The organism is Pseudomonas sp. PDM22 (assembly GCF_014851965.1).
Lineage (GTDB): Bacteria > Pseudomonadota > Gammaproteobacteria > Pseudomonadales > Pseudomonadaceae > Pseudomonas.
In genome coordinates this window covers 209,695-221,674 of record NZ_JACVAR010000004.1, presented here as the reverse complement: position 1 = coordinate 221,674, position 11,980 = coordinate 209,695, and the positions used below count along the sequence as shown (strand labels likewise).

Annotated in this window: 10 protein-coding genes; 5 read left to right on the top strand and 5 right to left on the bottom strand. The window is 66.9% G+C overall.

Features of this window, described 5'->3' with window-relative positions; genetic code table 11:
* The first annotated feature begins 86 nt into the window (after window positions 1-86).
* From IB255_RS16030 to IB255_RS16015, 4 genes are all read left to right on the top strand, one after another.
* Window positions 87-1,109, top strand: coding sequence for a hypothetical protein (locus tag IB255_RS16030; RefSeq protein WP_065086530.1), 1,023 nt, complete (start codon window positions 87-89; stop codon window positions 1,107-1,109).
* Window positions 1,106-2,173 (top strand): hypothetical protein, encoded by a 1,068-nt coding sequence (locus IB255_RS16025; RefSeq protein ID WP_081515301.1) that lies wholly within the window; start codon window positions 1,106-1,108, stop codon window positions 2,171-2,173. The genes IB255_RS16030 and IB255_RS16025 overlap by 4 nt, the downstream gene beginning before the upstream one ends.
* 20 nt (window positions 2,174-2,193) lie before the next feature.
* Window positions 2,194-2,706, top strand: a complete 513-nt coding sequence (locus IB255_RS16020) for a dihydrofolate reductase (protein ID WP_081515765.1) — start codon at window positions 2,194-2,196, stop codon at window positions 2,704-2,706.
* Window positions 2,707-3,054: 348 nt separating this feature from the next.
* Complete coding sequence (locus IB255_RS16015) at window positions 3,055-3,348, top strand: double zinc ribbon domain-containing protein (RefSeq protein ID WP_081515300.1); 294 nt, start codon at window positions 3,055-3,057, stop codon at window positions 3,346-3,348.
* Window positions 3,349-3,379: 31 nt separating this feature from the next.
* Here IB255_RS16015 and IB255_RS16010 read toward each other — a convergent pair whose 3' ends face one another.
* Window positions 3,380-5,170: an acyl-CoA dehydrogenase C-terminal domain-containing protein gene (locus IB255_RS16010; RefSeq protein WP_192210561.1), complete on the bottom strand. Its 1,791-nt coding sequence runs from the start codon at window positions 5,168-5,170 to the stop codon at window positions 3,380-3,382.
* 2 nt (window positions 5,171-5,172) lie between these two features.
* Window positions 5,173-6,408, bottom strand: coding sequence for a 3-hydroxyacyl-CoA dehydrogenase (locus IB255_RS16005; RefSeq protein WP_192210560.1), 1,236 nt, complete (start codon window positions 6,406-6,408; stop codon window positions 5,173-5,175).
* A gap of 104 nt (window positions 6,409-6,512) precedes the next feature.
* Between IB255_RS16005 and IB255_RS16000 the strand changes: the two genes are divergently transcribed.
* Complete coding sequence (locus IB255_RS16000) at window positions 6,513-7,412, top strand: LysR family transcriptional regulator (RefSeq protein ID WP_192210559.1); 900 nt, start codon at window positions 6,513-6,515, stop codon at window positions 7,410-7,412.
* 138 nt (window positions 7,413-7,550) lie between these two features.
* On the opposite strand, the gene IB255_RS15995 is transcribed toward IB255_RS16000, so the two are convergent.
* The 3 genes from IB255_RS15995 to IB255_RS15985 all read right to left on the bottom strand — a co-directional run bounded on the left by IB255_RS15995 (window position 7,551) and on the right by IB255_RS15985 (window position 11,871).
* Window positions 7,551-8,153, bottom strand: a complete 603-nt coding sequence (locus IB255_RS15995; RefSeq protein WP_192210558.1) for a nitroreductase family protein — start codon at window positions 8,151-8,153, stop codon at window positions 7,551-7,553.
* A 154-nt stretch (window positions 8,154-8,307) separates the two neighbouring features.
* Window positions 8,308-9,807 carry a flavin-containing monooxygenase gene (locus IB255_RS15990; RefSeq protein WP_192210557.1) on the bottom strand — a complete coding sequence of 500 codons (1,500 nt, stop codon included), beginning with the start codon at window positions 9,805-9,807 and terminating at the stop codon, window positions 8,308-8,310.
* A 126-nt stretch (window positions 9,808-9,933) separates the two neighbouring features.
* On the bottom strand, window positions 9,934-11,871 hold the full coding sequence (locus IB255_RS15985; RefSeq protein ID WP_151188662.1) for an ATP-dependent DNA helicase RecQ: 1,938 nt from the start codon (window positions 11,869-11,871) through the stop codon (window positions 9,934-9,936).
* Between the last annotated feature and the right edge of the window lie 109 nt (window positions 11,872-11,980).

The following is an 11,980-nucleotide window of genomic DNA, read 5'->3' as shown; positions in this document are numbered from 1 at the left end:
GGTGGCGTCAACCAAACCAAGGGGGGGCTCTCGCCGTGCCCGGCCAGCCTCACACTCGGAAAAAACAACAAGAATGAGGCCTCGCCATGCTGCGCTCGATGCTCAGTGCCTTGCCCCTGCTGCTGGCCGCCGCCACCGCGGTTGCCGTGGAAACACCGCCGGTGCGCCCCTCCGACTGGGGCCCGGACACCCCGCTGATGCAGGCGGTGCCGCCGCGCGTGCTGGACGCCAACGTCAGCGCCCGGCAGTCCGACAGCAACACCTCGCAACTGTGGATCAGCCACACCGACTTCCGCCTGCACGACGACATCGGCTTCTTCATCCGCAAGATGCTGATCCAGATGAGCCCGGTGGCGGGCGCCGGCACGCCGCTGATGCTCGACGACCCGAAGTCCATGGTCGCGCGCATCCAGGCCGGGGACATCTTCGTCGCTGACGCGACCCTCGCCAGCCTGCTCAACGAGGAGCTGCGCAACGCCAACGCGCCGGTGCGCAACCTCAAGCTCAGCACCCGCGCCGACGGCCAGGAAGTCCACGGCGAGCTGCTGCGCAAGGGCCGCTGGCGGCCGCTGCGGATGGTCACCGGGATCGAGCAGGCCGGGCCGCTGAAGGTGGCGCTGGTGCCGCAGCGAATCTTCGTCGACGGGGTGGACGTCACACCGTCGCTGACCGCTGCTTCCATCGAGATGTCCGAGGTGCTGCAACTGCACACCGCGCACATGCAGTTGATCGGCAACCGCATCCTGGTCGACCTCGACGGCCTGTTCCCGCCGCCGCGCCTGGACTTCACCGTCAGCCACCTGAAGCTCGCCGACGGCGGCATGGACCTGCTGCTGGGCAGCGACCTGGCCGAGCTCAAGTGGCCACAGCTCAAGGCGCCGCAGAGCTACATGTTCATCGAGGGCGGCGACATCAAGATGGCGCGGACCATCCTGGTGAAGGCCTACGCGCTGTTCACCAGCCTCAGCCCGGATGCGCCACTGCTGTTCAACCTCTACGACTACCGCCGCCAGCTGCAGTACGGCGAAATCCGTCTGCGCGAAGACGGCATGGTGCACATCGCCGTCTCGCCGGTTAAGGCGCCGGCCCCGGAGGAGAAAGCCCTATGAGAACCCTCCTTGCTTCCCTTCTTTGCCTCACGCTGGTCGGCCAGGCCGCGGCCGAGAGCGCCATCGACAAGCAACAGCGCGAACTGGGCGTGCTGCGCCAGGGCTGGTTCCAGCAGACGCCGCCGGCGGCGGACTTCAAGGCCAGCCGGCCGGGCGGCCTGCGCGATTCCGGCCAGGACGGCGTGGGCATCCTGCTCAACAACGTGGACATGTACTTCCAGGGCGACATCGGCTTCCACAGCCCGCTGCTCAAGGGCTGGCTGGTGCCGCTCAAGGCCGGCGAGCCGATCGACTTCGACCGCCCGCAGGACATGCGCATCAACGTTTCCGAGGGCGAGGTGATCCTCAGCCCCGAACAGCTCGGCAACCTGTTCAACCAGCACATCCTTGCCTACCCGGAAACCATGCTGCGCGACTTCAAGCTGAGCATCGAAGGCGACCGCCTGCTGGTCTCCGGCGAAGTGCAGCCGCTGGGCGTCGGCCCCTGGCTGCCGCTACGGCTCTCCGGCACGGTGAAGCTCGACGGCGACAACCTCGACTACCAGCCCGACAGCGTGAAGGTGCTCGGCGTGCCCAGCTACGGCGCCATGAGCCTGGTAGGCCTGCGCCTGGATTCGCTGGTGACCCTGGAGCGACCCGGCGCGGTGCTGCAGGACAACGTGATGCACCTGAACTACCACCAGGTCTTCCCGCTGGTGGGCATCGACGGCCGCGTCGAGTCCACCTGGCTGGACGCCAAGGGCCTGCACCTGAAATTCGCGCCCAGAGACGGCGCCGCCTCGCTGGCCTTCGAGCCTCCGCGCCAGGCCGGGCAGTCCTACATCTGGCTGCAGTCGGGCGACCTGAAGATCTTCGAGATCCTCATCACCTACTCGCAGGTGCTGCTCAAGGCCGAGCGCCCGGACCAGACCCTGGCCTTCAACCTCAAAGACTATCGCAAGGTGCTGGCGACCGGCATCACCCAGGTCAACGAGGACGGCACCTTCTTCATGCGCGTTCCGCCACCCGCCGGCCCCGCCGACGGCGAGCGGCTGGTATCCTCTGGCAACGGGAGTTCCCGCTGATGTTCACCACTGGAGTCGAGATGACCCAAGCACTGCCCCTGGCGATGATCGCCGCCCTTGCCGAGAACCGCGTGATCGGCGTCGACAACCGCCTGCCCTGGCACCTGCCGCAGGACCTCAAGCACTTCAAGGCCATGACCCTGGGCAAGCCGGTGATCATGGGCCGCAAGACCTGGGATTCGCTCGGCCGCCCGCTGCCGGGCCGCCTGAACATCGTCGTCACCCGCCAGGCGGGCCTGACGCTCGAAGGCGCGGAAGTCTTTACCAGCCTCGACGCCGCCCTGGAGCGCGCCGAGCAATGGGCCAGGCAAGAGGAAGCCGACGAGCTGATGCTGATCGGCGGCGCGCAGCTCTACGGTGAAGCCCTCGGCCGCGCCGACCGCCTTTACCTGACCCGCGTGGGCCTCAGCCCGGCAGGCGACGCCCACTTCCCCGAAGTGAGCGAAAGCCAGTGGCACCTGGCGTCGAGCATCGAGCACGACGCGGAAGGCGAGACGCCGGCCTATGCGTTCGAGGTTTGGGAGCGGGCCTGATAGCCCTGCGTATCCGGAGTCCCTCACCCCAGCCCTCTCCCAGAGGGAGAGGGAGCCGTATGTGCCGAGATGAATCCTGCTCTCCCTGATCGACCGGCTGACGCCTGACTCCCAGAGCGCTCCGAACGGTCCCCTCTCCCTCAGGAGCGGGGCGCGCAGCCAGGGTTAGGGTGAGGGAACACCCAGCTCCGAACTACCAAAAGAAAACGCCGCCCCGATCACCCGGCGCGGCGTTTTTCATAGGGCGCTCTTTTGCGAAATCTCCGCTCACACTCCCAAGCCTTGACCCTGTAGCAACTACAGGCTGCCCAATGACTCCACCCCACGACGGGAAACTGGAGGTACATCATGGGTTGGCTCGAACGTTTGATGATGGGCGGTCACCACGGCCGCGGCGGTCATGGCGGGCACGGCGGCGGTTACGGCGCACCGGGCTATCCGCCGGCACCCGCACCACCACCGACAGCCAATGCGGCTCCCACCCAGCCCTGCCCGCAGTGCAGCGCGCAGAACCCGCAGGACAGTCGCTTCTGCCACAACTGCGGCGGGTCGCTACAGGCCACGCCATGCAAGGGCTGCGGCGCCGCTGTCGCGCCTCAGGCACGCTTCTGTGCGCAGTGCGGCCAAGAGCGCGGCAGTTGACGGGCCCGCGGAAAAACCTCGGGCCCTGGGCTCAGAAGGCGAAATGCTCCGCGTCCAGCGCCATCAGGCAATCCGCGCCACCCAGCAGGGCCTCGCGGTGCATGCTGGCACGCGGCAGGATGCGCCTGACGTAGAACTCGGCGCTGGCGAGCTTGGCGCGGTAGAAGTCCGCGTCACCCTCGCCGGCCGCCAGCTTCGCCTGAGCCACACCGGCAGCCTGTAGCCACAGGCCACCGAGCAGCACGTAGGAGCAGTACTGCAGGAAGTCCACCGAGGTGGCGCCGATTTCCTGCGGGTCGCGTTGGCAGGCGGCGATCACTTCGCTGGTGAGGCTGCGCCATTCCAGCAGGCGTTGCCGGACGGTTTCCGCGAGACCAGCCAGTTCAGTGCGCGCGCCGACGGCTTCGCAGACGGCCGCGAGCTCGCCGATCAGCGCGCTCAGTTCCGCACCACCGTCGCCCAGCAGCTTGCGGCGGATCAGGTCGAGCGCCTGGATACCATTGGTGCCTTCGTAGATCTGGGTGATGCGGCTGTCGCGCATCAGCTGTTCCATGCCCCATTCGCGGATGTAGCCGTGGCCGCCGTAGACCTGCACGCCGAGGCTGGAAACCTCCTGGCCGACATCGGTGAAGAACGACTTGACGATGGGAATCAGCAGTGCCGCGCGCTTGCTCGCCGCCTTGCGGCCGTCCGCCTCGGGGTGGCCATGCTCCAGGTCCAGCTCGCGGGCGCAGAGCGCGGCGATCATCCGGCAGCCTTCGGTGAGGGTCTTCTGGGTCAGCAGCATGCGCCGCACGTCCGGGTGGACGATGATCGGGTCGGCAGCCTTGGTGGGCTCGGCCGCACCGGTCAGCGCGCGCGATTGCAGGCGCTCGCGGGCATAGGCCAACGCGCCCTGGCAGGAGCGTTCGGCGATGCCCAGGCCCTGCAGGCCGACCTGGAAGCGCGCGTCATTCATCATGGTGAACATGCACGCCAGGCCCTGGTTGGCCTGGCCGATCAGCCAGCCGGTGGCGCCGTCGAAGTTCATCACGCAGGTGGAGGCGCCCTTGATGCCCATCTTGTGCTCGATGGCACCGCAGCTCAGGGAGTTGCGCGCGCCCGGCGTGCCGTCGGCGTTGGCAATGAACTTGGGCACCAGCAACAGGCTGATGCCCTTCACTCCGGCCGGCGCATCCGGCAAGCGCGCCAGCACCAGGTGGACGATGTTCTCGGAGAGGTCCTGCTCGCCGCCGCTGATGAAGATCTTGCTGCCACTGACGCGGTAGCTGCCGTCCGCCTGCGGTTCGGCGCGGGTGCGCAGCAGGGCCAGGTCGGTGCCGGCCTGGGGTTCGGTGAGGCACATGGTGCCGCTCCACACGCCGCTGACCATCTTCGCCAGGTAGTCGCGCTGCAGTTCCGGCGCGCCGTGCTTGTACAGCGCCAGCACCGCGCCTTCGGTGAGACCGGAGTAGACGCGGAAGGACAGCGAGGCGGCCATCAGCATCTCGTGGAAGCTGGCCGCGACCATCTGCGGGAAACCCTGGCCGCCGAACTCGGTCGGGCCGGTCATGCTGGCCCAGCCGTTGTCGCAATACTGCTGGTAGGCCTCGCGGAAGCCATCGGGCGTGGTGACTTCGCCGTTCAGCAGGGTCGCGCCCTGCTCGTCGCTGTTACGGTTCAGTGGGGCGACCACTTCGCCGGTGTAGCGCGCGCCTTCTTCCAGCACGCCGTCGATCAGCTCGCGGTCGAGGTCGTTGCCCAGTTGCTCGCAATGGGCGCTGACGTCGAACAGCTCGTGGAGGACGAAGCGCATGTCGCGCAGGGGTGCCTGGTAACTCATGTTCAGTGCTCCTGTTTCACGTCGGCGAAGCGGCCATTGGCGGCGGCCAGGCGCTCAATCAGAGCGGCCGGCTGCCAGTGCGCACCGTGCTCGCCGGCCAGGTCACGCAGGCGCGCCAGCACGCTCTGCAGGCCCTGGGCATCGGCCCAGGCCATTGGGCCGGACTTGTCCTTGGGGAAGCCATAACCATTGAGGTAAACGGTGTCGATGTCGGCGCTGGTGGAGGCAATGCCTTCGTCGAGAATCTTCGCGCCTTCGTTGACCAGCGCCAGCAGGCAGCGCTCGAGGATTTCCTCGGCACCGATATCCCGGCGCTGGTAGCCCAGGCGCTCGGACTCGCGCAGCACCAGCGCGTCCACTTCCGGGTCGTGCTCGGCCTGGCGGCTGCCCGGCTCGTAGTGGTAGAAGCCGTTGCCGGACTTCTGGCCGAAGCGGCCCATCTCGCACAGGCGGTTGTCCACCTGCACGGTCGGCGCGTCCTGGCCCTTGCCGGCCAGCTCGCGGGCGCGCCATTCGAGGTCGATGCCGACCACGTCGAACATGCGGAACGGCCCCATGGCGAAACCGAAGCCCTGGATCGCCGCGTCCACCTGGTGCGGCAGCGAGCCTTCGAGGATCAGCCGGCGCGATTCCTGGACGTACTTCTCCAGCATGCGGTTGCCGATGAAGCCGTGGCAGTTGCCGGCGACCACGCTGACCTTGCCCATCCGCTCGCCCAGTTCCAGGGCCGCTTCGAGCACGGCGGGATCGGTCTTCGCGCCGCGCACGATCTCCAGCAGCTTCATGATGTGCGCCGGGCTGAAGAAGTGCAGGCCGAGCACCTGGGACGGCCGCGAGGTCACTGCGGCGATGGCGTCGACGTCCAGGTAGGAAGTGTTGGAAGCCAGGATGGCCGAGGGTTTCAGCGCCGCATCCAGCTCGCGGAAGATCGATTGCTTGAGCTCCAGATTCTCGTACACCGCCTCGATCACCAGGTCCACCTCGCGGATCGCCGCGTAGTTCGCCGTCTGGGAGATGCGCGCACGACGACGGGCCGCTTCGGCCTCGTCGATGCGGCCCTGGCGCACGTTGTGGGCGTAGGTGTCGGCCACGGCGCCGAGGGCCTGGGTGAGCATCTGCGGGTTGTTGTCCAGCCACAGGACCTGCACGCCGGCGTTCGCCAGGCACATGGCAATGCCCCGACCCATGGTGCCGGCGCCGATGACGGCGGCGCTGGCGATGCGGATGTTCTGGCTCATGTTGTTCCTCTTGTCAGCCTGAAACGCTCGTTTGAAGACCACTCACCTTAGGGAAGGCGGTACTATTTTTGAAATTTTGAGTTGTGATAAGTGGAATTCAGCCAGTGAATATGACCACCTTCGACCTCAACTTGCTGCGGGTGCTGGATGCGCTGCTGCGCGAGCGAAACGTCTCGCGCGCGGCGGAGCGCCTGTCGCTGAGCCAGCCGGCGGTGAGCAACGCGCTGAACCGTCTGCGCGAACTGCTCGATGATCCGCTGCTGGTGCGCGTCGGTCGGGCGATGCAGCCAACGCCGCGGGCGCTGGAGCTGGAAGCGCCGATCCGTGACGCCCTGCAACGCATCGGCCAGAGCCTGGCCGGCGGCGACACCTTCGACCCGGCGCGCAGTCGCCAGCGCTTCACCCTGGCGCTGACCGACTATGTGGAAGCGCTGTGCATGCCGCACCTGCTCGAAAGTCTGGGCAGCACGGCGCCGGGCATGGGCCTGAGCATCCAGCACCTGACACCGACGCTGCCCACCGAGGCGCTGGACAAGGGCAATCTGGACCTGGTGCTGGGGCGCTTCGAGGAACTGCCAGCGCGCTTCCAGCGCCGCCCGTGGGCGAGCGAAACGCTGCGCCTGCTGGCCCGGCGCGGGCATCCGCAGGTGGACGGCGGGATCGACCTGCCGACGTTTCTCGGCCAGCGGCACCTGTGGGTTTCCGGCGGGCAGACCAAGGGTATGGTCGACCAGTGGCTGGCCAGCCAGGGGCTGAAACGGCAGATCGCCTACACCACGCCCAACTACCTGCAGGCGGCGCATCTGGTGGCGACCACGGATTTGCTGACGGTGCTGCCGACACGACTGGCGGCGCATTTCGCCCGGCTGCTGCCGCTGCAGGTACTGGAGCTGCCATTCGACGTCGGGCAGTTCCACCTGGAGCTGGTCTATCTCGCCCAGCGCGAGCGGGATACGGCGTTGCAGTGGCTGATCGAACGGATAGTGGACTCCGCTCCGGAATAACAGGAGGCACGACGTAGGATGGCGTGGAGCGAAGCGATACCCATCGCCCTGGCGCAGACAGCATGGGTATCGCTTCGCTCCACCCATCCTACGAGGAGCAGGAAAGAAAAACGCGCCCGGAGGCGCGTTTCGTCGGGATCAGAAACGATCGCGAACGATCGTCTCTTCCAGCGGCAGGCGGCCGATGCGCGGCCGGGCTTCCACCGCCTGCTTGCCTACGGCGATCATCAGGCCGATGGCGTGGCTGGCCGGCAGGTTGATCAGCTTGGCTACGGCGTCGAAGTCGAAACCGACCATCGGCACACTGTCCAGGCCGCGGCCACGGGCGGCGAGCATCAGGGTCTGGGCTACCAGGCCGCTGCTGCGCATGGCTTCGTCGCGCTGGGTCTGCGGCTTGTCGCGGTAGTAGCCGTCGATGGCGCCGACCATGTAGTTCTTCACTTCGGCCGGGGCGCCGTCCCACACGCGCTCGGCGTTCTTCTCCCAGCTGTCGACCTGCGCGCAGACGATCACCAGCATCGAGGCGTCGGTCATCTGCACCTGGTCCCAGCCGGCTTCGCGGATCTGCGCGCGCAGCTGCGGGTCGCTGACTTCCACCAGGCGCACGTGCTGCAGGTTGAACGAGGTGGGGGCGAGCAGCGCCTGTTGCAGCAGGTCGTCCTTCTCCTCGCGGCTCATCACATAGGAAGTGTCGAAACCACGAATGGAACGGCGGCTGCGGATGGCGTCTTCGATCAGCATGGAAAATCCTCTGGCTGGCATGGGCGGGAATGGCGCGCATGGTAAGCCGAGAGGCCGCCCCGTTGCAGAGCGGCGTATCGATAATGTCCATCCGAAGCGTTGATAGATCGAACGACGCGGGCACTCGCCGGACCGAGCAAGTGCCCGCAGGGGATCAGCTCTCCAGCGCTTCCACCGGTGCCGCCGCGGCGTGACGCTGCCTGGGCGAGGTGAAGGCCAGGTAACCATCCTCGACCTTGCCGAAGCGCAGGAGGGCAAGGTCCAGCGCGTAGTTCTGGTAGAGCTTCCACGGCGTGCGGTCGCCCTGCTTGGGCATGCGGTCCGCGGCGCGCTGGATGTAGCCGGAGTTGAGGTTGAGGAAGGGTTCTTCCTTCACTGACCCATCGGTCTGGCGCGGCGTGCACTGGCGCATGCCGACGGCATCGAGGTGGTTGATCAGGCGGCAGAAGTACTCGCTGGAAAGGTCGGCTTTGAGCGTCCAGCTGGCATTGGTGTAGCCGACGATGGCGGCGAGGTTGGGCAGGTCGCGCAGCATGATGCCGCGGTAGCCCATGCTCTGGGTGACATCGAACGGTTTGCCGTCGATGGCCAGCTCGGCGCCGCCGAACATCACCAGGTCCAGCCCGGTGGCGGTGACGATCACGTCCGCCTCCAGCACCTGCCCGGACTTGAGCAGGATGCCCTTCTCGCAGAAGCGCTCGATATGGTCAGTGACCACCGAAGCACGGCCGTGGCGCAGCGCCTTGAACAGGTCGCCATCGGGCACGCAGCACACGCGCTCGTCCCACGGTTTGTAGCGCGGGCTGAAGTGGCGCATATCGAAATCCTTGCCCAGCTGCAGGTTGGCCAGCTTCAGCATGAGCTTGCGCACCGCGCCGGGAAACGCCTTGGAGGCCATGAAGAAGATCATCTGCATGGTCACGTTGCGCGCCCGCGCCTGGCGGTAAACCCACTTCTCCGGCAGGAAGTTGCGCAGGAAGTTGGAGATCGGGTCCTTCGCCGGCAAGTTGATCACGTAGGACGGCGAGCGTTGCAGCATGGTGACGTGGGCGGCCTTGTCGGCCAGCGAGGGCACCAGCGTGACAGCGGTGGCGCCGCTGCCGATCACCACGATGCGCTTGCCGCTGTAGTCGAAGTTCTCCGGCCACAGCTGCGGGTGGATGACCTGCCCGGCGAAGCTCTCGCGGCCGGCGAATTCCGGGGTGTAGCCAGCGTCGTAGCGGTAGTAGCCGGTGCACATGAAGAGGAACTGCGCGCTCATGCGCATCGGCTCCGCCTCGTCGCCGCGCTGCACCAGCAGGTTCCAGCGCGCGCTGGCGCTGTCCCAGTCGGCCTTGAGCACGCGGTGGCGGTAGCGGACCTTGTCCTCGACGCGGTACTCGCGGGCGGTCTCGTGGATGTAGTTGAGGATCGACGGGCCGTCGGCGATGGCCTTGGGATCGGTCCAGGGCTTGAAGTTGTAGCCCAGGGTGTACATGTCCGAGTCGGAGCGGATGCCCGGGTAGCGGAACAGGTCCCAGGTGCCGCCCATGGCCTCGCGGCCCTCGAGGATGGCGTAGGACTTGCCGGGGCACTGCTTCTGCAGGTGGCAGGCGGCGCCGATGCCGGACAGGCCGGCGCCGATGATCAGTACATCCAGGTGCTCGGTGGACATGCGCGGGGCTCCTTGCTGCAACGCCCTGAAGAGTCTAGGCCGAAATGCCTTTTCCACACCCTACAAGGAGCCCCGCCGGCATCACGCCGACCTTTAGTCGTGCGTGGCGCCGGCGTCTTCAGGCGGTCACAGTTGCGCCTGTACCCAGTCGCGGACCTGGGCATAGGGATAGTCCTCCAGCGTCGCGTAGCCCGGCAGCGTGCGTGCGCGCATGCGGGTGAAGGCCGGCACGCTGATGCCGCAGAGGAAGCGCGTCACGCAGTCGGCGCTGGGCGCAAGGCCTCGGGCGCTGCGGTACTTCTCCAGGAAAGCGGCGCAGCGGCTGTGCAGCGACTGGCCGTCCAGCGGCGGCAGTGCGGGTGGCTCCGGCAGTCGGGCAACGCGGCCAGCGCAGACCGAGCAGTGCCCGCAGCGGTTCGGCGCCTGCTGGTCGCCGAAGTACTGGGCGAGGCGCCAGCTCAGGCACTCCGCGCTGCCCAGCAGTTCAAGCATGGCGCCAATGCGGGCGATCTCGCTTTCTTCGTGGCGCTTGAAGTAGCGATGCAGCTCCTCACTCAAGTTATCCACAGCGAAGGACGCATCGCGCACCGAGTAGACCTCGGTCATCTGCTTGCTCTCCAGCTCCACCCAGCCCCGCTCCTGGAAATAATCCAGCGCCTTCACCACCCGCGCGCGCTCGGCGCCATGGCGGCTGTAGAGAGTGTCGAAATCCAGGGTCGCCCAGGTCCGGGCGCGGGCCGAGGTGGTGAGGATGGCATCGACGAACTGCCGACGCTCGCCTTCGAAATGACTCAGCAGCTCGGCGGAATCGATGTTCAGTTTGTAGCGATACTCGGCGAAATAGGCGAAACGCGGGGCGATGATGCCGCGTAGTTCCAACTGCACCAGCAGCGTCTTCAACGGCAGCTGGCGGATGTTGGACTGGTCCGACAGCGGCACCAGCATGGTTTCCCACTGGCCGCCCCTCTGATTTCCAGCCGCTTGGCGAATCTCTTCCAGCACATGGCGAATGCCCTCGCGCTCGGGCGTGTCGCCGTAGACGAAGTTCTCCAGCACGTTAAGGCTGTCGCGGTTGGCCAGCACCAGGCACTCCGAACGCTGGCCGTCACGCCCGGCGCGGCCGATCTCCTGGCTGTAGTTCTCCAGCGACTTGGGCAGGTCGTAGTGCACCACCTGGCGGATGTTGCTCTTGTCGATGCCCATGCCGAAGGCGATGGTGGCGACGATGCAGTTCAGCCGCCCTTCCATGAAGCGACGCTGGATGCCCTCGCGCTCCGGGTGCTCCATCCCCGCGTGGTAGGCACAGGCGGGAATGCCGCGCTCGGCCAGGTGCGCGGCAACTTCCTCGGCGGTCTTCTGCTGGGTGACATAGACGATGGCCGGCTGCCCGGCGCGCTCGCCCAGCCACTGCACCAGCCGCGCGCGACGGGCGGCGCTGGCCACCGGCTCCACCTGCAGATCGAGGTTGGCGCGATAGAAGCCGGTGGTGACCACGTCGGCCTCGGCGATGGCGAACTTGGTGCGCATGTCGGCAATCACGGCCGGTGTCGCGGTGGCGGTGAGCAGCAGCACCTGGGGAATGCGGAACTGCTTCTGGTAGTCCGGCAGCTTCAGGTAGTCGGGGCGGAAGTTGTGGCCCCATTCGGAGATGCAGTGCGCTTCGTCCACCACCAGCAGGGAAATCGGCACCTCGCTGATGAAGTTGCGGAAGCGCTCGTTCTTCAGGCGCTCCACCGAGATCATCAGCACCTTCAGCTCACCGCTGCGCGCCCGCGCCATGGTCTGCGCGGTCTGCTCGCGGCTCTGCGCCGAGTCGATGCTGGCGGCGGCAATACCATGGCGGGCGAGGAAGGCGAGCTGGTCCTGCATCAGCGCCAGCAGCGGCGAGACCACCAGGGTCAGGTGCGGCAGCAGAAGCGCCGGCAACTGGTAGCACAGCGACTTGCCCGAGCCGGTGGGGAAGATCGCCGCCGCCGAGCGCCCGGCCAGCACTGCGCTGACTGCCGCCTCCTGGCCGGGACGGAACTGGCGGAAGCCGAAGACACGTTCGAGGGTGTCGTGCATGGGGGTAACTCCTTTCATGGGCGTCCACCCAGCCTAGGAAGCGCTTTTGTAGGAGCGCGCTTGCCAGCGAACGGGATTAGGAGCATTCGCCAACGGTACAGATTCTGCC

Coding starts and splice junctions, on each gene's coding strand:
- IB255_RS16010 (WP_192210561.1), bottom strand. CDS start 5,170: ATGAGTTACCAGGCACCCCTGCGCGACATGCGCTTCGTCCTCCACGAG.
- IB255_RS16020 (WP_081515765.1), top strand. CDS start 2,194: ATGACCCAAGCACTGCCCCTGGCGATGATCGCCGCCCTTGCCGAGAAC.
- IB255_RS15995 (WP_192210558.1), bottom strand. CDS start 8,153: ATGCTGATCGAAGACGCCATCCGCAGCCGCCGTTCCATTCGTGGTTTC.
- IB255_RS16030 (WP_065086530.1), top strand. CDS start 87: ATGCTGCGCTCGATGCTCAGTGCCTTGCCCCTGCTGCTGGCCGCCGCC.
- IB255_RS16025 (WP_081515301.1), top strand. CDS start 1,106: ATGAGAACCCTCCTTGCTTCCCTTCTTTGCCTCACGCTGGTCGGCCAG.
- IB255_RS16015 (WP_081515300.1), top strand. CDS start 3,055: ATGGGTTGGCTCGAACGTTTGATGATGGGCGGTCACCACGGCCGCGGC.
- IB255_RS16005 (WP_192210560.1), bottom strand. CDS start 6,408: ATGAGCCAGAACATCCGCATCGCCAGCGCCGCCGTCATCGGCGCCGGC.
- IB255_RS15990 (WP_192210557.1), bottom strand. CDS start 9,807: ATGTCCACCGAGCACCTGGATGTACTGATCATCGGCGCCGGCCTGTCC.
- IB255_RS15985 (WP_151188662.1), bottom strand. CDS start 11,871: ATGCACGACACCCTCGAACGTGTCTTCGGCTTCCGCCAGTTCCGTCCC.